The 22,458-nt window shown below is 71.4% G+C and carries 19 protein-coding genes; 11 read left to right on the forward strand and 8 right to left on the reverse strand.

All coding sequences use genetic code 11. The features are described from left to right. The first annotated feature begins 11 nt into the window (after positions 1 to 11). On the forward strand, positions 12 to 242 hold the full coding sequence (locus D0T12_RS14480; RefSeq protein WP_117400075.1) for a hypothetical protein: 231 nt from the start codon (positions 12 to 14) through the stop codon (positions 240 to 242). Positions 243 to 273: 31 nt separating this feature from the next. Here D0T12_RS14480 and D0T12_RS14485 read toward each other — a convergent pair whose 3' ends face one another. Further along, positions 274 to 1,089 carry an ABC transporter permease gene (locus tag D0T12_RS14485; protein WP_117400076.1) on the reverse strand — a complete coding sequence of 272 codons (816 nt, stop codon included), beginning with the start codon at positions 1,087 to 1,089 and terminating at the stop codon, positions 274 to 276. Then, the gene (locus D0T12_RS14490) at positions 1,086 to 1,988 is read right to left on the reverse strand and encodes an ABC transporter ATP-binding protein (protein ID WP_199487485.1); all 903 of its coding nucleotides are present in this window, start codon (positions 1,986 to 1,988) and stop codon (positions 1,086 to 1,088) included. Before D0T12_RS14490 ends, D0T12_RS14485 begins: the two co-directional genes overlap by 4 nt. Positions 1,989 to 2,199: 211 nt before the next feature. On the opposite strand from D0T12_RS14490, the gene D0T12_RS14495 reads away from it, so the two are divergent. Next, a complete protein-coding gene (locus D0T12_RS14495) occupies positions 2,200 to 2,769 on the forward strand; it encodes a DUF1707 SHOCT-like domain-containing protein (RefSeq protein WP_233526059.1) in 570 nt (189 codons plus the stop codon). 47 nt (positions 2,770 to 2,816) lie between these two features. Here the strand turns inward: D0T12_RS14495 and glpX are convergent, their stop codons facing one another. Then, complete coding sequence (gene glpX, locus D0T12_RS14500) at positions 2,817 to 3,851, reverse strand: class II fructose-bisphosphatase (protein WP_117400078.1); 1,035 nt, start codon at positions 3,849 to 3,851, stop codon at positions 2,817 to 2,819. Between the two features lie 216 nt (positions 3,852 to 4,067). Here glpX and D0T12_RS14505 point away from each other — a divergent pair, with 216 nt between their 5' ends. Continuing rightward, positions 4,068 to 4,733, forward strand: coding sequence for a TetR/AcrR family transcriptional regulator (locus tag D0T12_RS14505; RefSeq protein ID WP_117400079.1), 666 nt, complete (start codon positions 4,068 to 4,070; stop codon positions 4,731 to 4,733). A 20-nt stretch (positions 4,734 to 4,753) separates the two neighbouring features. Further along, complete coding sequence (locus tag D0T12_RS14510; protein ID WP_117400080.1) at positions 4,754 to 5,494, forward strand: DUF4245 domain-containing protein; 741 nt, start codon at positions 4,754 to 4,756, stop codon at positions 5,492 to 5,494. 36 nt (positions 5,495 to 5,530) lie between these two features. Here the strand turns inward: D0T12_RS14510 and D0T12_RS14515 are convergent, their stop codons facing one another. The 3 genes from D0T12_RS14515 to D0T12_RS14525 all read right to left on the reverse strand — a co-directional run bounded on the left by D0T12_RS14515 (position 5,531) and on the right by D0T12_RS14525 (position 7,917). Then, entirely contained in the window at positions 5,531 to 5,767 is a 237-nt protein-coding gene (locus tag D0T12_RS14515; RefSeq protein WP_117400440.1) for an exodeoxyribonuclease VII small subunit, read from the reverse strand. 24 nt (positions 5,768 to 5,791) lie between these two features. Then, positions 5,792 to 7,006 carry an exodeoxyribonuclease VII large subunit gene (gene xseA, locus D0T12_RS14520; RefSeq protein WP_117400081.1) on the reverse strand — a complete coding sequence of 405 codons (1,215 nt, stop codon included), beginning with the start codon at positions 7,004 to 7,006 and terminating at the stop codon, positions 5,792 to 5,794. A gap of 152 nt (positions 7,007 to 7,158) precedes the next feature. Beyond that, on the reverse strand, positions 7,159 to 7,917 hold the full coding sequence (locus tag D0T12_RS14525; protein ID WP_117400082.1) for a hypothetical protein: 759 nt from the start codon (positions 7,915 to 7,917) through the stop codon (positions 7,159 to 7,161). A gap of 251 nt (positions 7,918 to 8,168) precedes the next feature. On the opposite strand from D0T12_RS14525, the gene D0T12_RS14530 reads away from it, so the two are divergent. Next, positions 8,169 to 9,134 (forward strand): 4-hydroxy-3-methylbut-2-enyl diphosphate reductase, encoded by a 966-nt coding sequence (locus tag D0T12_RS14530; protein ID WP_117400083.1) that lies wholly within the window; start codon positions 8,169 to 8,171, stop codon positions 9,132 to 9,134. Positions 9,135 to 9,138: 4 nt separating this feature from the next. Here the strand turns inward: D0T12_RS14530 and D0T12_RS14535 are convergent, their stop codons facing one another. Next, positions 9,139 to 9,702 carry a DUF6542 domain-containing protein gene (locus D0T12_RS14535; protein ID WP_117400084.1) on the reverse strand — a complete coding sequence of 188 codons (564 nt, stop codon included), beginning with the start codon at positions 9,700 to 9,702 and terminating at the stop codon, positions 9,139 to 9,141. An 80-nt stretch (positions 9,703 to 9,782) separates the two neighbouring features. Next, positions 9,783 to 11,162 carry a DNA recombination protein RmuC gene (locus D0T12_RS14540; protein ID WP_117400085.1) on the reverse strand — a complete coding sequence of 460 codons (1,380 nt, stop codon included), beginning with the start codon at positions 11,160 to 11,162 and terminating at the stop codon, positions 9,783 to 9,785. A gap of 145 nt (positions 11,163 to 11,307) precedes the next feature. Between D0T12_RS14540 and ychF the strand changes: the two genes are divergently transcribed. The 6 genes from ychF (at position 11,308) to D0T12_RS14570 (ending at position 22,455) form a co-directional block, all read left to right on the forward strand. Next, positions 11,308 to 12,399, forward strand: a complete 1,092-nt coding sequence (gene ychF / locus D0T12_RS14545; RefSeq protein ID WP_117400086.1) for a redox-regulated ATPase YchF — start codon at positions 11,308 to 11,310, stop codon at positions 12,397 to 12,399. Positions 12,400 to 12,913: 514 nt separating this feature from the next. Beyond that, on the forward strand, positions 12,914 to 13,951 hold the full coding sequence (locus D0T12_RS14550; RefSeq protein ID WP_117400087.1) for a conjugal transfer protein: 1,038 nt from the start codon (positions 12,914 to 12,916) through the stop codon (positions 13,949 to 13,951). Positions 13,952 to 14,014: 63 nt separating this feature from the next. Beyond that, the gene (locus D0T12_RS14555) at positions 14,015 to 14,299 is read left to right on the forward strand and encodes a hypothetical protein (RefSeq protein ID WP_021600158.1); all 285 of its coding nucleotides are present in this window, start codon (positions 14,015 to 14,017) and stop codon (positions 14,297 to 14,299) included. A 56-nt stretch (positions 14,300 to 14,355) separates the two neighbouring features. Continuing rightward, positions 14,356 to 17,346 (forward strand): conjugal transfer protein, encoded by a 2,991-nt coding sequence (locus tag D0T12_RS14560; RefSeq protein ID WP_117400088.1) that lies wholly within the window; start codon positions 14,356 to 14,358, stop codon positions 17,344 to 17,346. Positions 17,347 to 17,494: 148 nt separating this feature from the next. After that, positions 17,495 to 19,984, forward strand: a complete 2,490-nt coding sequence (locus D0T12_RS14565; RefSeq protein ID WP_117400089.1) for an ATP-binding protein — start codon at positions 17,495 to 17,497, stop codon at positions 19,982 to 19,984. Next, the gene (locus D0T12_RS14570) at positions 19,981 to 22,455 is read left to right on the forward strand and encodes a type IV secretion system protein (protein ID WP_117400090.1); all 2,475 of its coding nucleotides are present in this window, start codon (positions 19,981 to 19,983) and stop codon (positions 22,453 to 22,455) included. Before D0T12_RS14565 ends, D0T12_RS14570 begins: the two co-directional genes overlap by 4 nt. Positions 22,456 to 22,458: the final 3 nt, after the last annotated feature.

A 22,458-nucleotide genomic window follows, 5' to 3' on the forward strand; every position in this document is an offset into this window, starting at 1 on the left:
AGGAGTGATCCATGAGTTTGGAAGAGGCCGCGAGGCAACTGAGAATGGCGGGCCACGACGCGCAGGTCGCCTTCGACTGCGTCGGCCTGGGCGACCTCGAAAGGGCACAGGAACACGCCGTGACCCTCCGGGCCGCCGCCGACGCCGCCGAGGTGGCGCTGAGCCGCGCCCTGCGGGACCTGACGCCCGAACAGGCCCTGGCGGAGGGCGACCGCGCCGTCCGGGCGCTGGAGATCAGCTGAACCGGCCGGCGCGCCCCATGAGCCCGTACCCTCAGCCGATGAGACGCTTACGCATTCCCCGGACGGCGATGAGCCACATCAGCGCCGCGAACACCACGAGTCCGGCCAGGTGCCCGAGATCCGCCAGCGGATCCAGGCCGAAGACCGCGTCGCGGACCAGTTCCACGCAGTGGTACAGCGGGTTGAGGTAGGCGACGTTCTGTGCCCACCCGGGCAGCGAGTCGATGGGGAAGAACGTCCCGGCGATGAGGAACAGCGGCGTCACCACCCCGGTGATCACATAGTCGAACGAGTTGATCGACGGCACCACCGAGGACGTCCACATCCCGAACAGGCCGAAGCCGAGCGCGGTGAAGAACGTCACGAACGGCACCAGCAGCATCCCGAACGCCGGATCGAGACCGAAGAACATCCCCACCACGATCGGTGTGCACGAGTACACCGCCGACTTCGCCGCGATCCACAGGGCCTCGGCCGTCACCAGTTCGTGGACGTCCACGGGTGCCGCGAGCATCGCGTCGTAGGTGTGCTGGAACACCCGCCGGATGTAGCCGTTGAACATCCCCGGGAACACGGACGTGAACAGCGCGGCCGTGCCGACGACGCCCGTCGCGACGAAGTCGAGGTACCGGTAGTCGCCGACCACCGCGACCATCGAGCCGAACCCGTAGCCGAACGCCAGCAGGAAGAACGTCGGCTCCACCATCGAGGCGAACGACTGCGACCTGTAGTAGCGCTTGTAGAGGGCCAGCTCGTGCCGCCAGATGCCCCGCACGGGCGCGAACTCGAACCGCCGAAGCCGAGGCGCCCGCTCGGGCCGTACCGCCGACTCTCCAGTCGTGCTCATTCCACAAGCTCCCCGGTGAGTACCACGAACACGTCCTCCAGGCTGGCGGCGCGGCGGACGCCGTCCGGGCCCAGGTCGTCCGCCAGCGAAGGCGGAATGGTCTCGGCCCTCAGCACCGACACCGACGGGCCGGTGCGGCGCGTGGGCAGCCCCGCCGCCTGAGCGAGCCGCTCCACCTCCGTCAGCCGGTCGGGCGGTCCGTAGTGCTCGACGACCTGGTCGCCCGCGTACTCGGCCACCAGGCTCGACGGTGAGCCGCGGGCGATGACGCGGCCGTGCGACATCAGCGCGCACTCGTCCGCGAGCCGTTCGGCCTCCTCGATGTAGTGCGTGGACATCAGCACGGTCGTGCCGCCCGCGCGCAGCCCGTCGATCAGCCCCCACAGCTCGGCGCGGACCTGCGGGTCGAGGCCGACGGTCGGCTCGTCCAGCAGCACCAGCGCGGGACGGTGCACCAGGCCGCGGGCGATCAGCAGCCGCCGCCGCATGCCGCCGGACAGGTCGTCCACCTTGGTCAGCTGCCGCTCGGTCAGGTGCGCGAGGGCCAGCGCGTCGTCCACGGCCTGCCGCCGGGCCCGGCGCGGCACCCGGTACAGGTGCGCGAACACCTCCAGGTTCTCGCGGGCGGTCAGCTCCTCGTCCAGGTTGTCCTGCTGCGGGACGACCCCCATCGCGGCCCGTGCGCGCTTGGACTCCTCCGGGACGCGGAAGCCGAGCACGTGGATGCTGCCCGCGGTGGCGATCGCCTGTGCGGTCAGCATCTTCATCGTGGTCGACTTACCGGCGCCGTTCGGCCCGAGCAGCCCCAGGCAGATCCCCGGGGGGACGTCCAGATTCAGCCCGTTCACAGCGGTGAAGTCCCCGAAGCGCTTCACCACGCCGCGCAGCCTGATGGCCATCTCCTCGGGCGACCCGGAGGAATCCTCCTGATCAGCCGTGGTTTGTGCACGTTGCACGGTCATCCCCTCACATTAGGGAGTCTGGTCGGCGAAGCCCCACTCGTTTTCTCGCGGTGTGCCGGGCCGGGCCGGTTAACCTCGTGCTGTGGACGTCCCCCCGCGAGATCGCGAACCGCGCCCGGCCGCCCGTAAGCCCGGGAAGGTGACGAGCGTGCGCGACCTGCGCGCGTCCGACGCCGACCGGGAGCGCGTCGTCGCCGTCCTCGGCGAGGCGGTCGCGGACGGGCGGCTCACCCCCGACGAGCACGCCGACCGGGTCTCCCGCGCCTACGCCGCCCGCACCCTGGGCGAGCTCACCGGCCTCACCGGCGATCTCGGCCCGGAGGAGTCCCAGCCGATCCTCGTGGACGACCGTCCCGTGTCGGTCCTCTTCGGCCGCACCCGGCGGGACGGGCGCTGGGTCGTCCCCGTGAGGCTTCCCCTGCTCGCCCTGTTCGGGACGGTCGAACTGGACCTGCGCGAGGCCGTCCTCCAGCGCCGCCACATCGTGGTCGAGTCGATGGTCCTCGGCGGCCGGATCCGGCTGCTCGTGCCCGAGGGCGTCCGCGTCGACGTCACCGGGCGCACCATCCTCACCGCCCGCGATCTGCGTGACCGGCCCGTCACCGACGGCCCGACCATCGAGGTCGGCGGCACCATGATCTTCGGCTCGATCCGGGCCCAGGCGCCGCGGCGCACGCTGCGCGCCCGCGTCCGTGGCCGCCTGGGCCGGAAGAGATAGGACCGACAGAGGTGGGGCCGCGGACGGGGTGCGTCCGCGGCCGTCCGCTACACCGCGGTGTCGAAGTTGATGGAGCTGTAGGCGCGCAGCTTGCCGAGCTGGTGCTCGCTGGAGATCATCCGGATGGTCCCGCTGCGGGAGCGCATGACGAGCGAGTTCGTGACGGCCGTGCCCTTGCGGTAGCGGACGCCGTCGACCAGCTCGCCGTCGGTGATGCCGGTCGCGGCGAAGAACACGTCGTCCGAGGTCACCAGGTCGTCGGTGGTCAGCACCCGGCCGAGATCGTGACCCGCGTCGATCGCCTTGCGCCGCTCCTCCTCGTCCCGTGGCCACAGCCGGCCCTGGACCACCCCGCCCAGCGCCTTGATCGCGCACGCCGCGATGATGCCCTCGGGCGTGCCGCCTATGCCGAGCAGCAGGTCGACGCCCGTGTGCGGACGGCACGCCATGATCGCTCCGGCCACGTCGCCGTCCATGATGAACTTGATCCGCGCGCCCGCCTCGCGGACCTCCTTGACGATGCCCTCGTGCCGGGGACGGTCCAGGATGCAGACGGTCACGTCGTGGGGCGAGGAGCCCTTGGCGCGGGCGATCGCGCGGATGTTGTCGGCGATCGGACGTTCGATGTCGACGGCGTCGGCGGCCTCCGGGCCCGTCACGAGCTTCTCCATGTAGAACACGGCGGACGGGTCGAACATCGACCCGCGCGGCGCCACCGACAGCACCGCGATCGCGTTGTTCATGCCGAGCGCGGTCAGCCGCGTCCCGTCCACCGGGTCGACGGCGACGTCGCACTCGGCGCCGGAGCCGTCCCCGACCTCCTCGCCGTTGTAGAGCATCGGCGCGTTGTCCTTCTCGCCCTCGCCGATCACGACGACGCCCCGCATGGACACGGTGTTGATCAGCTGGCGCATCGCGTTGACCGCGGCACCGTCGGCGCCGTTCTTGTCCCCGCGGCCGACCCAGCGGGCCGCGGCCATGGCGGCGGCCTCGGTCACCCGTACCAGCTCCATCGCCAGGTTGCGGTCCGGGGCCGCGGGCTCGGTGGTGAGCGGGGAGGTAACGGTGCTCTCATCGGTCATGACGGCGCGGCCCCCTTGTGGGTGGTGAACACGTTCTGTTGTGAACTCGGATTCTCCGTGGACCGGACGCCCTGCAACAAATTGGACCAGACCAGCGGGTCACTGGTCGTACCGGCACGGATGGAGCGTTCAGGTAGCCGCGACGGTGAAGCCGGAAGTGACGGCCGCACGGGGAAGGGATGTTTCCCCCTGGGAGAGGGCGTAATCTCAGGCACCATGAGCAGCCATATCGACGTCCCGCCCGGTGGGGTGACCCGCTCCGACGGCGCGGGGCCCGCCGACGTTCCCGCGCGCAGTTCCGACCGCGGGGCGGCCACCCGCGGCGCCCTGCTCGCCGCGGCGAGGGACGTCTTCTGCGAGTCGGGTTTCGCCCAGGCGGCGGTGACCGACATCGTCGCGAAGGCGGGCGCGAGCGTCGGCAGCCTGTACCACCACTTCAGCGGTAAGGCCGACCTGTACCTGACGCTGTACGAGAACTTCCAGAACGGTCAGCAGGTGCGGACCCGCCAGGCGATCAACGCCGTGCGGGAGGCGGGCGTGACCGACCCGATGCAGCAGTTCCTCGCCGGTGCCACCGCCTACTTCGACGGCTGCATCAAGGAGCGCGACGTCGCCCGGCTGTTCATCTCCGGCGACGGCCCGCCCGGCTTCGACCGCGTGATGCGGCAGCGGCTCGGCACCTGGGCGCGCCGCAACGCCGCGCTGTTCAACACCGCCGACGGCGGCGTCGACGAGGCCCTGGTCATGGTGCTGACCGGCGCGATGGCGGGGGCGGTGTCGGAGGTCTCGCTGATGGACGACGAGGACGCCGCCCGCAGGCTCGCCGACGAGATCGTGGCCATTCTCGGCACGATCAGGAACCCCCGTACGGGGCACGGCTGACCGTACGGGATCCTGGAGAGGTGACCGACAAGAGGCAGTCCTCCGTCCCGGAGACGGAGGCACAGCACGCGGACGCCCCCGAGGACGCCACCGAGGCCGCTCGTGAGGACGCCCCCGGGGACGTCCCCGAGGGTGCTCCCGGCGGGCGGCCCGTGATCCAGGTGAGTCCGGGCACGCACAAGCGGCTGACCACCGGGCTCGGCGGCTTCGCCATGGCGATGGGCGCCTGCCTGCTGCTCGTGCTGGTGATCTACGCCATCACGCCGCGCAGTGACGAGGAGGTCCTGCCGACCGTCGACTACGGCTCGCAGCTGTGGGTGATGCGCAACGACGCGCCCTTCACCGTGCACGCGCCCGAGGGGCTCCCCGCCCGGTGGCGCCCCACCAGCTCCCGCGTCCACGGCCTGGACGACGCGGACAAGAAGAAGCCCATCGCCTGGCATCTGGGCTTCGTGACGCCGAACGACGAGTACGCGGCCCTGGAGCAGAGCGACGAGAAGGCGTCCGAGTACATCCCGCGCATGGCCAACAGCAGCAAGCCGACCGGAACGCACCAGGTCAACGGCGTCGCCTGGGCGAAGTACCACCGCAAGGACAAGAAGGCGAACTCCCTCGCCCGGACCTTGCCGGACGGCGTGAGCATCGTGGTGACCGGCACGGCGTCCTACGAGGAGCTGGCGATCCTGGCCGCGTCCCTGAAGCCGCAGAGCAAGAACGGCGCCGGGCTGACGCCCACGGCGACCCCCGCCCCGGGGTCCTGAGCGGCGGGCGCGCGACCCGACCGAAGAACGGTGTGATCAGAAGGGCGCGGCCGTGTCGCCGTTCCCCGGCCGTTCGAGCGCGGCGGCCAGCCGGGCCCGCGCGCCCTCCAGCCACTCCTCGCAGATCGCGGCGAGCCTCTCGCCCCGCTCCCACAGGCCGAGCGACTCCTCCAGCGTCAGCCCGCCCGCCTCCAGCCGCTTGACGACGTCCGCCAGTTCGTCGCGTGCCTGCTCGTACGACGGCTTGTCCGCCGTCCCCTTCTCGTCCGCCACCTGCCCCACCCTACGGTTCTCCCGTCACGAGTCCGCGCGTTCCGCGACCGTCACGCCGAGACGGCCCGACGCCAGCCGCACCTGGAGCCGCTCGCCGTCCCGCACCGCCGACGACTCCCGCACGACCGACGCGTCCTCCCGCTGGACGATCGCGTACCCGCGTTCGAGCGTCGCGGCGGGGGAGAGGGTCAACAGCCGGGCGCGGGTGTGGGCCAGCTGGTCCCCGGCCCGGTCCAGCGCGCCGGACAGGCAGCGCCTCGACCGGTCGCGCAGCGCCATGACCTGCTCGGACTGCCGTTCGATCTCCCGCACCGGGTCCGCCAGCGCCGGCCGTGACCGGATCGAGCGCAGCCACGCCTCCTCCCGCTCCAGACCGCCCGCCAGGCAGCGCCGTCCCCGGTCGCGCAGCTGCCGGACGAGCTGGAGCTGCTCCCGCACGTCCGGGACCGTCTTCTTCGCCGCGTCGGTCGGGGTGGAGGCCCGCACGTCCGCGACCAGGTCCAGGATGGGGGAGTCCTGCTCGTGCCCGATGGCGCTGACGACGGGGGTGCGGGCCGCGGACACCGCGCGGACGAGCGCCTCGTCCGAGAACGGCAGCAGATCCTCCATCGCGCCCCCGCCCCGCGCGATGACGATCACGTCGATGTCCGGGTCGGCGTCCAGCGCGCGGAGCGCCTCCATCACCTCACCGACCGCGTACGGGCCCTGCACCGCGGTGTTCTCGACCCGGAACGCCACCGCGGGCCATCGCCGCCGCGCGTTCTGCAGGACGTCGTGCTCGGCGTCGGAGTCGCGGCCGCAGATCAGCCCGATCCTGCCGGGCAGGAACGGAAGCGGCCGCTTGCGCTCGGGCCGGAACAGCCCCTCGGCGGCCAGCACCCGCTTGAGCCGCTCCAACCGGGCCAGCAGCTCCCCGACGCCGACCGGCCGGACCTCCAGGACGCTGAGCGAGAACGTCCCGCGGTTGATCCAGAAGTCGGGCTTGGCGTGGACGACGACGCGGGCGCCGTCCGTCACCGCCGGTCCGGCCGCCTCGAACACGGCGCGGGGCCCGACGACCCGAACCGACATGTTCGCCACCGGATCGCGGAGCGTCATGTAGACCGTCCCGCCCCGGGCGTTCAGGTCGGTGATCTGCCCCTCAACCCAGATACGCCCGAGCCGACCGATCCAACCGCTCACCGCCTGCAGAACCGTCCGAACCGGAACGGGTGACTCCGCCGAGGTCTCCATCGCCATACAGGAAGCTTAATTATCGCAGGCTCGGCCCACTTCGCTCGCCTTCGGCGTCGCTGCACCGAGCGGGTCACGCGTTCGCGCGGGCTGAGGCCACGTCGTAACAGGCCCTCGGCTGCGTCCCGTCCGGTTCGCTCCCGTTCGGGTCGGAGTGATTAGCTCGTGCCGTTTAGTTTTGCGATGCGGCGCTCGTACATGCGGATGACGTCCTCGCGGGCGGCGTGCTTGCGCTCGTACTCGCGCAGCAGCTTCACCTGGTCGACGGACAGGCCGCGCAGGCGGGCGCGCAGCTGCGGCAGCGTGGCGTTGTCGTAGTCGGGCACCGGAAGGCTCTCCGCGAGGCGCTCCGCCTCGGCGGGCGCGGCGGGCTTGCTCTCCGGCCTCGGCTCGAACTCCGCCTTGCCGTTCGACCGGGCGGCTTCGTCCTTCGGCTGGTCCTCGGTCTTGCCCTTTGACTCGGCGTGGCGCCTACCGAGAGCGCCGGGCTTCGCGGGCTTCGGCGGCGGCCCTGGACGGGCGTGCTTCGGCGTGTGCCGTGTCCCGCCGCCCGGTTTGCCGATGGAGATCTCCTCACCGGCCGACGGTCCCGCGTGCTTCGGCCGCGCGGGCCCCGGCTCGGGCGCGGGCTTCGGCTCGGTGTCGGGCTCCGGCTCCTCGCCGTGGACGCGTTCCAGCACCCGTCCCACGACCTTCTCGGCCGTGCCCTGGACGTCGTCGCGCAGCCGTCCGAGCACCGGCTTCACACCGCCGCCCTCGGTGATCTCCTTGAAGTCGCGGGTCACCCGGTCGCCGAGCAGCAGCGCCCGGCCGACACCGAACATGGCCAGCCGGACGGCGTGCAACGGAAGCTCGCGGACCTGTTCGCCCACCGTGTCCTGAACCTGCTGTTTGAGGCGGCGCGGCGATTTCGTCATCGTCTTTCCTCTTCCTTGCCGCATCGAACACCGGATCGGTCACGCGGCATCGCTCGTCGTTGGTCACTCTGCCCCACGGGTGCGATCACGGTCACCCCGAGTTAATGGAAATCTGTCCAAAATCGGCGTGCGAAGGATCACACCGCGTCCCACCAGGGGATCGTCCCCACCGGGGACGGGCTCTCACCCCGTCCGGCGGGCCCCTACCGCCGCCGTGCGGCCCCCGCGCCGCCAACTCGTACGATAGACGCATGACCGCCAACACCGAGCGCCGTGTCCTGCTCGCCAAGCCGCGTGGTTACTGCGCGGGGGTCGACCGTGCGGTGCAGACGGTCGAGATCGCCCTGGAGAAGTACGGGGCGCCGATCTATGTCCGGAAACAGATCGTCCACAACGTCCACGTCGTCAAGACGCTGGAGGAACGCGGCGCGATCTTCGTGGACGAGACCGAGGAGGTCCCCGAGGGCGCCATCGTGGTGTTCTCCGCCCACGGTGTCGCGCCCGTCGTGCACGAGGAGGCCCAGAACCTCGGCCTGCGCACGATCGACGCGACGTGCCCGCTGGTCACCAAGGTCCACAAGGAGGCCGTGCGGTTCGCCGCGCAGGGCTACGACATCCTGCTGATCGGGCACGAGGGCCACGAGGAGGTCATCGGCACCACCGGCGAGGCGCCCGACCACATCCATCTGGTGGACGGCCCGGACGACGTCGTCAACGTCACCGTCCGCGACCCGGAGAAGGTCGCGTGGCTGTCGCAGACCACGCTGTCGGTCGACGAGACCGTCGCCACCGTCGAGAAGCTGCGCGAACGGTTCCCCAAGCTGACGGATCCGCCGTCCGACGACATCTGCTACGCCACGCAGAACCGGCAGGTCGCGGTGAAGGAGATGGCGGCCCGGTCCGACCTCGTCATCGTGGTCGGCTCGACGAACTCGTCCAACTCCGTGCGGCTCGTCGAGGTCGCCAAGGAGCACGGCGCGGACGACGCTCGACTGGTCGACTACGCCGAGCACATCGATCCCGCCTGGCTGGAGGGTGTCACCACCGTCGGCGTCACCAGCGGCGCGTCCGTCCCGGACGAGCTGGTTCAGGAAGTGCTGGCGTGGCTTTACGAGCGCGGGTTCGGCGAGGCGGAGGAGATCGAGTCCGTTTCGGAGCACATGCGCTTCTCGCTCCCGAAGGAACTCCGCAAGGACCTGCGCATCACGCCGGTCTGATCTGTCAGTCGTTCTGGTGGAGGCGGCGCCGTTCCCGGGCGTGGGAACGGGTGGTCGACTTGGCGGGCGACTCGTCCCACCGGACGGGGTTCTCGTTCTCCTCCTTCTCGAAGAGGCGAACCCCGGCGAGCTTGTCCCGTAGTTCCCTGACGTTCGTCCTCACCCCGCGGGCCAGGCAGATGACCACGACCAGCGCCGTACCGAAGAACAGCCACGGCGCGGTGGACGCCAGCGCGGTGAACACGCCCACGGTGAGGCCGCGCAGCAGCGACCCGTGGCCGAGCGTGGTGACGAGGACGACCGTGAACGTGGCGCCGAAGAACACCACCGGCGGGCTGACGACGAGCGTGAGCAGGTCGGCGGGACGGGTCGCGAACGCGGCGAGCGCGCAGCCGATCGCGAAGCCCGCGCCGGCGAGCAGCGGCACCCCGAACCAGCGCGACAGCAGCCCGCACACCACCCCGGTGCCGAACATGACGACGATGCCGCCGCGTCCGGTGAGACTGGTCGCGCCGCTCGTGGAGGCCGCCGCCCGCGTCCGCGCGGAGGCGCCGCGTTCACGTGCCACCTGACCCCCTGGCGCCGACGACGCGCCGCCCGGCGTGTCGCGTACCGTCGAAGGACTCTTCGAAGAACTCGTCGTGGAACTCATCGCCACCCCTTCCGCCGGTCGTTCTGCTCAGGGATGGGCCGTCCGCCGAAACCTATCGCCTCGGCTCCCGAGCGCGGCCGGGGATGATCCTCGCCGCCGGTGATGTCGTCGGAGTCGTCGCTGGAGATGTCGTCGTGGAGTCGGTCGTCCGGAGGGGCGGAGAACGGTTCGTCGTGGGCGGTCAGTTCGGCGGCGGAGAGCGCGCGGGGGCTCTCCTCCACGGGATCCGGCCCGTCCAGGCCCTCGTCGACCACGCCCAGTTCGTTGAGCCTGCGCGCGCTGACCAGCACGCGGGTTTCGAGAGTGCCGACCGTCCGGTTGTAGGACTTGATGGCGCCGGTCAGCGCGCGGCCCAGGTCGTCCACATGCCGGCCCATCGTTCCCAGGCGCTCGTACAGTTCCTTGCCGAGATCGAACACCGCGCGTGCGTTCCGTGACAGGGCGGCCTGTTGCCAGGCGTAGGACGCCGTCCGCAGCATCGAGATGAGGGTCGTGGGTGTGGCGATGTGCACGCGGCGGCGCATCGCGTACTCCAGCAGGCCCGGGTCGCGGTCGAGCGCGGGCGCGAGGAACGCCTCACCCGGAATGAACAGGACGACGAACTCCGGTGCGGGGCTGAACGCCTGCCAGTACGACTTCGCCGCCAGCCGGTCGACATGGTCGCGCAGATGCCGGGCGTGGGCGTCCAGCCGCACCGGATCGCCGCTCTCGGCGGCCTGAAGGTACGCGGCCAGCGACACCTTGGAGTCGACGACGATGCTCTTGCCACCCACCAGCCGGACCACCATGTCGGGGCGCACCCTCCCGTCGACGGTGACGGCATCGGCCTGCTCGTCGAAGTCGCAGTGGTGCGTCATCCCGGCGAGTTCCACGACGCGGCGCAGTTGTAGCTCGCCCCACCGTCCGCGTGCCTCCGGCCGTTGCAGCGCCCGGACGAGCGACCGCGTCTCGCGGCGCAGCTGGTCGGAGCTCTGCCGGACGAAGTCGACCTGCTTGGCCAGCATCGCGTGCGATTCGCGGCGCCCCGTCTCGACCTCGCGGAGCTGCTCCTCCACCTTGGCGAGGGTCTCCTTCAACGGCGCTACGAGATGCTCGACGGCCTGCTCCCGCCGCCGCAGCTCACCGGCCGCCTCGACGCCCGCGGCCTTGAGCCGCGCGTCCGCCAGTTCCAGGAACCGCTGGTTGCTGGCGTCCAGCGCCTTCGCCGACAGGTTCTCGAAATGCCCGGCCATCCGCTCCTCGGCGTAGGCGAGCTTCTCCTCGGCCGCCCTGGCCCGCGCGATCAGGCCGCCCTGCCGACCGGTCGCGAGCGCGTACCCGGCGACGACGCCGAACACGGCGCCGACGACGAGGCCGGTGAACAGCGCGAGGTCCATTCCCTCATCGTGACAGCGCCGCCGCGAACGACGACCGCGACGCGCCGGGAGGCCCCGCGTCCCCGGACATTCGGCGTCCACCCATGACTCACCGGGAGATCCGGACAGCCCAACGGGTCCGGCTCCGCCCATAAACTTGACGGCCGTGAGCCTCTCCATCGGAATCGTCGGGCTGCCCAACGTCGGCAAGTCCACCCTGTTCAACGCGCTGACCAAGAACGAGGCGCTGGCCGCCAACTACCCGTTCGCGACCATCGAGCCCAACGTCGGCGTGGTCGGCGTGCCCGATCCGCGCCTGGGCGTGCTCGCGGAGCTCTTCGGCTCGCAGAAGATCATCCCGGCGACGATGGAGTTCGTGGACATCGCGGGCATCGTCAAGGGCGCGTCCGAGGGGCAGGGCCTCGGCAACAAGTTCCTCGCCAACATCCGGGAGACCAACGCGATCTGCCAGGTCATCCGCGTGTTCGATGACCCGGACGTCACCCATGTGGACGGTGACGTCGTGCCGTCCCGTGACATCGAGACGATCAACACCGAGCTGATCCTGGCCGACCTCCAGACGATCGAGAAGGCGCTGCCGCGGCTCGACAAGGAGGCGCGGACCAAGAAGGACAAGGACAAGCTCGCGGTCGTCGACGCGGTCAACGCCGCGCAGAAGCTCCTGGACGACGGCGTCACGCTGTTCGCGGGCGCGTCCGCCGCCGGGATCGACCTGACCCTGCTGCGCGAGCTGCACCTGCTCACCGCCAAGCCGTTCCTCTACGTCTTCAACCTGGACGAGAGCGAGCTGACCGACGAGGACCTGCGGGCGCGGCTGCGCGACCTGGTGGCCCCCGCGGAGGCGATCTTCCTGGACGCCAAGATCGAGGCGGAGCTGATCGAGCTGCCGGACGACGAGGCGCTCGAACTGTTGCAGGGCATGGGACAGGAGGAGTCCGGCCTGTCGCAGCTCGTCCGGGTCGGGTTCGCGACCCTCGGCCTCCAGACGTACCTGACGGCGGGCCCCAAGGAGGCGCGGGCCTGGACGATCCGCAAGGGCGCCACCGCGCCCGAAGCCGCCGGGGTCATCCACACCGACTTCCAGCGCGGCTTCATCAAGGCCGAGACCGTCTCGTTCGACGACCTCACCGCCGCCGGTTCCATGGCCGCCGCGCGCACCGCGGGCAAGGTCCGCATGGAGGGCAAGGACTACGTCATGCAGGACGGCGACGTCGTGGAGTTCCGCTTCAACGTGTGACCGTCCCCGGCGGTCGCCCGGACGGGCCGCTTGTGAACAGGGACGTGACCCGTGTGAGATTGGCAACAGCGGGGTCGTCGGGGCTCACGGTGCCGCTGAGCTGGGAGTTCTGTCGATGGATGTCCCAAATCCGATAGTTTGCCGGATTCTTTCGGGAACAGATTGCGGCCGGTGACGTCACTTCGTCACCAAGCACCTCCCGGGTCGCGGCGCTTGTCCGGAACCGGGCCCCGCGCACTGTTCGGAGCCTTAGATAGGGGAACGTCACCGTTTGGCAATCTTCCCTGTTCCTGCTGAGGTGGATTGCATTATCCACAACCGCGTGCCGGGGCTGTGCTTCGCCGGGATGCGCTGGAACAATTGACGCCCGTGGTTACCCTGGGCCCGGGATGGGTTCAGAAAGGGCCACTCGGGCAACACGACCAGCCACACAGGACCAGCCCACAAGACCAGCCACACAGGACCAGGCACACAGGACCGCGCCGACCGGGGGCGAGGCGCGAGCGGAGGCAGGATGGCTCGCAGGTCGGCCGTGGGACGCGGCCGTGACACCGCCGTCGTCGAGGAGACGACACAGCCCGGCCGGGCGTTCGCGCCGGCCGCCGATCCGTGGGGGCTGCCCGCGGGCGGCGCGCGGGGGCGGCGCGGCGGCGGACGCGCGGGCGGCGGCGACGGCCCGCGCGGCGGCCGCTGGGGCGGCTCCGGCGGGCGCTGGTGGGTCTGGGCCGGCCGCGCCGTGCTCTGGGCGCTGATCCTCGTCATCCTCGTCAACGGCGTCCGGGCCCCGTTCGAACGCTTCACCGCCGAGGACGACCCGGCCGCCCCGGGCACCGGCGCCAAGCCCGCGAGGAGCACCGGCTTCCCCAGCAGCGCCGCGGGCGCCTTCGCGCTCCAGTTCGCCAACGTCTACCTCAACTACGACCAGAAGAACGCCCCGGCCCGCGAGACCCAGTTGCGGACCTTCCTGCCCGACGGCGCCGACGCCCAGTTCGGCTGGAACGGTGCGGGACAGATGCAGGTGCAGTCCGTCCAGGTCGCCGGAGTGGACGCCCGCGACGCCAACAACGCGACCGTGACACTGCTCGCCCGCACCACCGACCGTTGGCTCCGCCTCGCCGTCCCCGTCTACGCCGACAGGAACGGCTCACTGGTCGTGTCCGCCAGGCCGGCCCTGCTTCCCCCGCCGACCAAGGCCCAGCTTCCCCAGGGCGGCCTGGAGGCCCGCGACGGCGGGCTCGAAAGCGAACTGCACCCGTTCCTCGGCACCTTCTTCCAGGAGTACGCCACCGGAAACCAGGCGGCCCTGTCCCGGTTCTCCAGCGGGACGACCATCACCGGCCTCGCCAACACCGTGACCTTCGTCCAGGTCAAGGAGGTCGTCGCACCGAAGGGATCTCCCGGCGAACGCACCGTCACCGCCACCGTCGTGTGGCAGGTTCCGCAGGGCGGCGCCGCCGAACTGGAGCAGACCTACCAGCTCGCCATGGTCAAGAAGGGCGCGACATGGCTGGTGCGCGACATCCGCGGCACCACGAGACCGGGCGCATCATGAGAGGCCGCGATTTGACGAAACCAGTCCCCAGCCGATCAGCCGACCAAGGAAGGTAGTCAGTCGATGCTGCACCACATCATGGCGTCGATTCCGCACGAACTCCTGGCGGCGCCCGATGACGAACTCAAGACCGACCAGCTCGCCGACTGGTTGCGGCAGATTTTCGGACCGCTCTTCCTCGTCATCGTCTCCATTGTGGCGATCTTCTTCCTGTTCACCCGCGAGATCACGCGATTCGTCCAGTTCATCGTGCTGGCGATCGGAATCGGGGTGGTCTTCTACGTGCCCAACATCATCGAGACCACGGCCAAGGCGATAGCCAAAGCCCTCGGCGTGGACGTCTCCTGACCCGGACGGAGGATCGGCAGGCGGACCCGTGCTCGCGCAGTTAGGGGAGTAGGGGCGTGGATCTACCCACGTACACGAATATCTGGCGCATCGAGAAACGGCTGTACAAGCTGTACGACCTGCGGCTGCCCATGCCGCTGCCGCTGGTGCAGATCGGTGTGTTCCTCGGCGTGTTCGTGCCCTGGATCGTCATGCTCCAGTTCGTCGGCGTCCCCTTCGAGTCGCCGTGGCACGTGCTGTACATCGTCCCGCCCGGCGTCCTGACCTGGCTGGCGACCCGTCCGGTCATCGAGGGCAAACGCCTCACCGAACTGCTGATCTCGCAGAGCCGCTACCTGGCCGAGCCCCGCACGTGGTGCCGCCTCACCCCGATCCGCGAACCCCGCGAGGTCGTCATCGTGGCCCGCGTCTGGCGCCGCGCCGGGGCACCGGCCCCCGTCGCGGCACCCGAACGCGCCGCGATCAAGTCCCGCCGCAGGCGCGGTCAGGCCCCCGCCCAGCAGGAACCGCAGGTCCCCGCCGTCCCGCTGCCCCGCCCGGCGGCGGCCACCGCCCCACCGCCCCTCCCCGAGTACGCCGCCCAGCACGAGGCCCCCGCGGCCCCCCGCAAACCATGGCGCCGCACCCACCGCGACATCTCCCACGAGGACGACGTCCAGCCCGCCGCCGGGCTCGGACCACCCCCGGCGACCCCCCACCTGGACGCCCCCGCGCCCGCCCCGCCCTCCGGCAAGCGCGCCCTCGCGTCCGGCGTCCGCCGCCCCGGTTCCCAGCCCGAGGTCTGGGAGGCCGCCCCGACCACCCGTCCCGACATCCCCCAGCAACCCCCCACAGCCCGACCTCAACCCACCGTCCACAACGGCGCCCCGCCCGCCACCGACCGGGACGAGCAGCTCTGGTCGCCCGGCCAGACCCGCCGCGACATTCGCCAGGAACCCCCCGCCGCGCCGGAGACCCGGCACGCCCTCCCCGCACGGGGCACCCCACCCTCCCCGCAGGAGGAACGCCGAGGGCCGCACCACTTCAACGGAGAGGCCGGCGACAAGAAGGTCGCCGGACAACGAACCCCTCCGCCCACCCCCATCCGACCCCACCCCCCCACCGCGCGGGCGCGCGCCACGGACCCACAAGCCCCCTCCGCGGCGACTCGTTCCACGGGCGCACAGCCTCGGCCCCCCGAGACTCGCCCTGCGCCCCCCCAGCCCCCCGAGTCCCACCCCGCAGCCGGGCAGAGCCCGGCGACGCGGGCTCGCGCTGCTGGGCGGGATCTGCCCGCGCCGGCTGCTCCCGCAGGTGCCCAGGGCGCATCCGAGCAGTCTCGTTCCACGAACGCGCAAGGTCCCTCCGCCGAGGCCCGTGCTGCGGACGGGCAGGGTCGGTCCGTTGAGGCGCGCTCTGCGGATGTGCAGGGAGTTGGCCCGCAGGCTCGTTCCACGGTCGAGGAGGGGCGTACCGTCGAGGCTCGTTCTGCGGAGGAACGGGGTGCGTCCGCGTGGGCTCGTTCCATGGGCTCGCAAGGTCCGTCCGGTGAGACTGGCCCTGCGGATGCGCAGGGCGCTTCTCCGCGGGCTGATTCTGCGGACGCGCAGGGTTCGGACGCGCAGACGTCCCCTGTGAAGGGTCTGCCCGCGCAGGCTCGTTCCACGGATACGCGAAGTTCCTCCGCCGAGGCTCGTGCTGCGGGCGCGCAGGGCCCCACTGCGGGGGCCCGACCCGCAGATGCGCAAGGTTCAGCCGCGTGGGCCCGTTCCATGAACGCGGGGGGTCGGCCCGCTGATGCTCCTCCTGCGGGTGCGCAGGGCGCTTCACCTGATTCTGCGGATGCGCAGGGTGCGTCCGCTGAGGCTCGTTCTGCGGGTGGGCAGGGGGCGCGGCCGGTTGTGCCTGGGGCGTTCGGGGTGCGGGCGGAAGGGGCCGAGGCGGACGTGCCGCCGCGGATGGAGCCGCCGCGGCCCTGGACGGAGGGGCTGTCGCAGCCGCCGCGTCCGGCGGCGCCGCCCGTGTCGGAGACGGCGGCTCCGCCTCAGCCGACGGCGCCGGTGGAGCAGCAGGCTCCGCCGCGTGAGGTTCGGTCGCAGCCGACGTCGCCCGTGCGGCCGCGGCCGTTGCCGCCGCCCCCGGCGCCGCCGCCTTCCGGGCCCGCGATCACGCCGCCCGATCCCGAGCACGAGGTCACCGGTGGCGGGTTGCGGCGCCTGTTCCATGCCGTGGGGGGTGGGCACGGCGATGTCGACGCCGAGTACGAGATGCGGCTCCAGCAGCCGTTCCACGGGACGCGTCATGTGGTGGTGCTCGGGTGCACCGGTGGGGCTGGGCAGACGGTGACCGCGTTGATGCTGGGGCACACGTTCGCGCAGCACAACGGGGAGCCGGTCGTCGCCGTCGACGTGAACCCGGGGCCGGGGGCGCTGGCGCGGCGGACGCGTAGTGACACCAACGAGACGTTGACCGGGCTCATCACGCGGGCCGACCAGGTGAACAGCCTCACCGCGATGCGCCGGTACACCTCGCAGGCCAAGTCCGGGCTCGACGTGATCGCGGCGGGGAAGAACCCGTTGCAGGCGTTGGACGACCGTGACTACGCGCTGGCGATCCGCACCATCGACCGGTTCTACTCGGTGACGCTGCTGGACGCCGCGGCGGCGGTCGTGGCGCGGGTGCTGCCGTACGCCGACCAGCTCGTGCTCGTCGCGCCGGCGAGTGCCGACGCGCCGCGTGCGGTGGCGATGACGTTCGAGTGGCTCGACGGCCACGGGTACGAGGAGCTGCGGTCCCGTGCCGTCACGGTCATCAACGGGGTGAGTCGCCGCAGCATGGACGACGTCGAACAGGCCGAGGCCGTGGCGCGGGGGCGTTGCCGGGCCCTGGTGCGCATTCCGTGGGATGATCACCTGAGCATGGACCGCGCGCCGCGCAACGAGCTGAAGTCGTTGCGCACGCCGACGCGGCGTGCCTATCTTGCCCTCGCCGGTGTGGTCGCCGGCGGCTTCACCGTCATGCCCGAGCGTTACCAGGAGTTCCAGCACGAGCAGGAGGCCACCCGATGAGCGCCCCTCGCGGGCATCGAGCGGACACCGTCATCAGCCTTGCGGGAACGCCTGACGTTGATGACCGTCCGGACGGAGAACACTTGCCCGCACGGCGCTTGGCGGACGCCGCCGCACCGGGACAATGGACCGGGGCAGGGAGGCGCGCATGACCAAGTCGAGCCGGCTGGCCGTGCGGTACTTCGACGACCGCGTGCTCCTCACCGACGGCGCCGCATGGGCGTACTTCCGGCTGCCCACGGTCTCGTACGAGTTCACGACCGACGAGGAGCGCGAGGCGCTCGCCACCAACATCACCATCGCGCTCGCGGGCATCCGCATGCAGGACGCCGAGGTGCATCTGCGGATCGCGCACCGGACGTATCCGGCGGCGGAGTGGGCGCTGGCGCTCGACCGCACGTCCGACGACGGGGCCGGGTGGCGGCAGTACCTGGAGGAGACCTACGCGCACGTGTGGGCCAAGGACTTCTGGACGAAAGAGGTCTACCTCGGCGTCCGGCTCGGCCCGCGCGGGATGGGCGCGCACCTGTCCGGCGGTGTGTTGTCGCAGCTCCTGGGGTTGTACAAGCGCAGCGAGAAAGTTCTCGGTGTGCATGACGACGCGATCGACAAGAAGGAGATCGCGCGCTGGACGGAGCAGGCCGAACGCATCGGCCGCGCCCTCGGCGGCTCGGCCCTGTACGCCAGGCACGCCACGTCGACGGAGGTCGCGTGGCTGTTCCAGCACGCGGTGTCGGGGGCGCTGGCCGACCCGCCGCCGTCCGCGGTGTCCCGCAGGACGTGGGGCAAGGGCGAGATCGAGTCGCTCGTCGAGGGCGCCATCCACAACGGCCGGTCGTATCTGCGCGTCGAGCAGCCGAACTTCACGGGCGCGGGCGGCGGCGCGACGGCCGAGTCCTATGTCGCTTACCTGTCGTTCGCGCGGTTCCCCGACCTGATGCCGTTCCCGGACGGCGAACCGTGGTTCCACTACGCCGACGCGCTCCCGTTCCCGGTGGAGATCAGCGCGCGGATGAAGCTGATCCCGCCCGCGAAGGCGTCCAAGGACGTCTCCCGCAAACTCGCGCACGCCCGTGACATGGACCAGCACATCCGGGAGGCGGGGGCGGAGGCGCCGATCGCGCTCGCGGAGCAGATCGACGCGGCGCGGATGCTGGAGCACGGCATCACCAAGGAGCGGCTCCCGTTCGTGTACGGGTGGCACCGGCTGATCGTGTCCGCGACGACGGAGGAGCTGCTCGCGCAGCGGGTGGACGCGGTCGTCGAGCACTACCGCGACATCGGCATCGACGTCGTCAACTCGACCGGCGACCAGTTCTCGCTGTTCCTGGAGTCGCTGCCCGGCGACCAGATCAGGTTGAACGCGTACGCGCAGCGCCAGCCGCTGCGGACCATCGCGGGCGGTATGCCGGTCGCGACCGTCGACCTCGGCGACCGGACCGACGAGCACGACGAGGGCTGGATCGGCCCCTACATCGGGGAGACCCTGGGCCGGGCCCGGTCGATCGTGCACTTCGACCCGCTGGTCGCGGCGGCGCGGAACCGTCCGACCGCCGTGGCGATCACCGGTGAGCCCGGCGGCGGGAAGACGACCCTGGCGCTGCTGCTGATCTACCAGATGGCGTTGCGCGGCGTCACCGTCGCCGCGATCGACCCGAAGGGCGACGCCGAGTCGCTGGTGGAGCTGCTGAAGGCGCGGGGCAGGAAGGCGCGGATCCTGCCGCTCGGGTCGGCGGCGCCGGGGCTGCTCGACCCGTTCTCGTTCGGCGACGACCTCGCCACGATGAAGACGATGGCGACGGAGACGCTGCGGCTGCTGCTGCCGAGGATGTCGGAGGAACGCGAGTCCGCGATGATCCAGGCGGTCGGCGCGGTCGCCAACGCGGAACGGCCCTCGCTCGGCCGGGTCGTCGACTACCTCGAGGCCGCGGAGGACCCGGCGTCCAAGAACCTCGGCGCGGTGCTGCGGTCGATGTCGGAGATGCGGCTCGCGCGGCTGTGCTTCGACCCGTCCGGCGGCGACCGCATCGACACCGCGGGCTGGACGACGGTGTTCACGCTCGGCGGCCTCACCCTGCCGGACGTCGCGATCCCGCGGGACGACTACTCCTACGAGCAGCGGCTGTCGGTGGCGCTGATGTATCTGGTGTCGCAGTTCGCGCGGCGGCTGATGCACGGCCTCGACCGGCGGTTGCCGAAGGCCATCTTCCTGGACGAGGCGTGGGCCATCACGTCGACGCCCGAGGGCGCGAAGCTCGTGCCGGAGGTGTCAAGGATGGGCCGTTCGCGCAACACCGCGTTGATCCTGGTGTCGCAGAACGCCGGTGACCTGCTGAACGAGCAGGTCACCAACTGCCTGTCGTCGGTGTTCTCGTTCCGTTCCACCGAACGGAACGAGGTCGTCAACGTCATGGCGCTTCTCGGGGTGGAGGCGTCCGAGGAGCACAAGGCCGTGCTCCGCAACCTCGGCAACGGCGAATGCATCTTCCGTGACCTCGACGGCCGTGCTGGACGCATCGGCGTCGACCTGATCTCCGAGGAACTGCAGCGTTGGCTGGACACCAACCCGACCCGGTCCCGTCCGGGCGCATCCGAACTCACCGTCGCGGGGGCCGAGGTCGAGGAGGTCCATCGATGAGGGGTCCCCGCGACCCGATGGCGCGCCTGCAGCGCGCACCCGGCGAAGGCATCGACCGCGCCGCGCTCCGGCGACCGCGCCGCGGCCGGCGCCGCAGGCATCCGCGCGCCCGCCGCTCGGTGCTGCTCCTGGTCGTCCTGGCCCTGTTCATGGTCGGCCCGCTGGCGCCCGCGTCCGCGGCGATTCCGAAGCCGCCGACCCCGAACGACGCGTGCTCCCCGGCGGAGAATCCGGCGCCGGAGCAGTACGGGTCCGGGACGGACGGCATGATCAAGCCGCCGGACTATCCCAGTGAGAAGCTGAAGGACACGCCGGTCGAGAACCTGACCTACTACGACCGGTTCGGCACGGCCGGGCAGTACTGGTACGCGGTCGACATGGGCTGCTCGGACGCGATGGCGCTGATGGGCAACGGGCTCGCCAACACGGTGTTCACGTTCGTCCGGGCCATCGACCGCACCACGATCAGCGTCTACCAGGCGGCCGCGTCGGAGTCGCTGCTCGGCTGGTTGAAGGACACCGTCGACGGCGTCATCACCGACATCGGCAAGACGTTCAACGCGCGCTACTGGTCGTGGGTGGTCATTCTCGGCGCGATGTGGCTGGCCTGGTGGGGGCTCGTCCGCAAACGGGCCAGCAAGGTCACCGAGGGCGTGCTGTGGATGGTCGTCGCGATGGTCGCGCTGGTCTGGCTGATCGCGCGGCCCTCCGACTTCACGGCGCTCGGGACGAAGACGTCGGAGGCGACGAGCGCGGCGTTCAACGCGGCGTTGCCGCAGAGCGACACCAGGGGCGGGGTGTGCATTCCGGCGCCCGGCGGCAGGGCCGATCCGGCGTCGGCGCGGAACCTGGACGAGACGACCCGTAACGCGAACCGGCTGTGGGTGGCGCTGGTCTGCAAACCGTGGTTGCAGGGGGTGTTCGGCACCACCGACCCCAACGCCAAGATCGTCAAGGACAACGCCGACAAGCTGCTCTGGGCGCAGGCGGTCGACCTGCCCGAGACGTACGGTGACGACAACAGGGCCGATCTCGGGAAGAAGGCCGACGCCTACAAGGACGTCGCCAAGAACATCCAGGACCAGCATCCCGGGACGTATCCGCTCTTCCAGGGCAAGAACTGGGAGAATCGCCTCGGGGTCGCGTTCGGCGGCCTGCTCGCGGCGGTCGTCGCGGGCGTGCTGATCATGGTGATCGCGATCGCGCTGATCGTGGTGAAGATCGCGTTCCTGTTGCTGCTGGTGGCGGGGCCGATCTTCCTGGGCATCGGCATCCATCCGGGCATCGGACGGGTGATCGCCATCCGCTGGCTGGAACTGCTGCTGTCCATGCTGCTCAAACAGGCCGCGCTGATCGGTGTGCTGTCGCTGCTGCTGTGGGCGTACGGGCTGATCCTCGGCGAGACGCTGCCGTGGGGCCTGCAGATCCTGCTCATCGCGCTGGTGACGGGCGCGGCGTTCGTGTACCGCAGGCCGTTCCAACACCTGTTCTCCGCGGTCGGCTACGGCGTGGTCGGGGCGAAGGAGAAGAGCGAGGCGCAGCTCAACCGGTCCGTTTCGGAGGCGCGCCGGAGCACGATCGCGGCCGTCGCGCCGTTCGGGGCGGGCGCGGGGCTCGCGCGCCTGGCCAAGCGGGAGGCGACGTCCGAGGCCGTCGCCACGGGCGCGCAGCGCGACACCTCGGCCGCCGCCGCGGCGGGCGACCGTCGTGGCGCCGGGGTGGGCGAGGGCCCGTCGCCGGAGGACGCCCCGGTGCTGGCGGCGAGGCCCCGCGCGGCCGGCGCCGCGCAGCAGTCGCGTTCCCGGCGTAGCGCTCCACCGCTGAACCTGCCGTCCCGCGCGGGCGCGCTCGGCGACCGCCGCCCCGACGGCGAACCCGCCGAACCCGTCGGCGGCGTCGTGGTCGCCGGGGGCAAGTCCTCCGGCGCCGGTGCGGGCAAGGGAAGCACCCGCCCGCCGTCCTGGACGGGACGCGGCGGCGTCGGTGGAGGAGGCAACGGCGGCTCCGGGGGCGGCGGCCGGGCGGGCGGCGGCGGAAACGGCGCCTCGGGTGGCTCGGGCGGAGGCTCGGGCGGCGGCAACGGTGGCGTGTCCGGCGGGAACGTCCGCGGTGGCGGCGGCTGGTTCGGCGGCGGTCGTCCGCCGGGCTCGGCGGATCGCGGCCGTGGTCGCGGCGCCGGCTCGGGAGGCGGAAACGGCGGCAGGCCCGGCGGCGGTTCCGGTGGTTCCGGCGGGTCCGGTGGGCGTTCGGGCGGGGTCTCGGGCGGCGGCCGGTCCAGCGAACCCAGGTCGGACGTGCCCAGGCCGCGCAACACCTCGGGCGGGGGGCCGTCGCGGTCCCAGCCGGGAAGCGGGCAGAAGCCACCGCCGCTGTGGGGCAGGTCCGGTTCGCAGGAGAGCCCGCCGCTTCCGTTCTGGCTGCGTCCCGTCGAGCGTGACCGCCCGTCGGGTGAGCCGGGACGAGACGACTGAGCC

The organism is Actinomadura spongiicola, assembly GCF_003432485.1.
Classification (GTDB): domain Bacteria; phylum Actinomycetota; class Actinomycetes; order Streptosporangiales; family Streptosporangiaceae; genus Spirillospora; species Spirillospora spongiicola.

Bases quoted from the DNA above. Each gene is read 5' to 3' on its own strand.
- D0T12_RS14555 (WP_021600158.1), top strand. From the start codon at position 14,015: ATGCTGCACCACATCATGGCGTCGATTCCGCACGAACTCCTGGCGGCG.
- D0T12_RS14525 (WP_117400082.1), bottom strand. From the start codon at position 7,917: ATGACGAAATCGCCGCGCCGCCTCAAACAGCAGGTTCAGGACACGGTG.
- D0T12_RS14490 (WP_199487485.1), bottom strand. From the start codon at position 1,988: ATGGCCATCAGGCTGCGCGGCGTGGTGAAGCGCTTCGGGGACTTCACC.
- xseA (WP_117400081.1), bottom strand. From the start codon at position 7,006: ATGGCGATGGAGACCTCGGCGGAGTCACCCGTTCCGGTTCGGACGGTT.
- D0T12_RS14550 (WP_117400087.1), top strand. From the start codon at position 12,914: ATGGCTCGCAGGTCGGCCGTGGGACGCGGCCGTGACACCGCCGTCGTC.
- D0T12_RS14485 (WP_117400076.1), bottom strand. From the start codon at position 1,089: ATGAGCACGACTGGAGAGTCGGCGGTACGGCCCGAGCGGGCGCCTCGG.
- D0T12_RS14530 (WP_117400083.1), top strand. From the start codon at position 8,169: ATGACCGCCAACACCGAGCGCCGTGTCCTGCTCGCCAAGCCGCGTGGT.
- D0T12_RS14540 (WP_117400085.1), bottom strand. From the start codon at position 11,162: ATGGACCTCGCGCTGTTCACCGGCCTCGTCGTCGGCGCCGTGTTCGGC.
- glpX (WP_117400078.1), bottom strand. From the start codon at position 3,851: ATGACCGATGAGAGCACCGTTACCTCCCCGCTCACCACCGAGCCCGCG.
- D0T12_RS14505 (WP_117400079.1), top strand. From the start codon at position 4,068: ATGAGCAGCCATATCGACGTCCCGCCCGGTGGGGTGACCCGCTCCGAC.
- D0T12_RS14480 (WP_117400075.1), top strand. From the start codon at position 12: ATGAGTTTGGAAGAGGCCGCGAGGCAACTGAGAATGGCGGGCCACGAC.
- D0T12_RS14570 (WP_117400090.1), top strand. From the start codon at position 19,981: ATGAGGGGTCCCCGCGACCCGATGGCGCGCCTGCAGCGCGCACCCGGC.
- D0T12_RS14565 (WP_117400089.1), top strand. From the start codon at position 17,495: ATGACCAAGTCGAGCCGGCTGGCCGTGCGGTACTTCGACGACCGCGTG.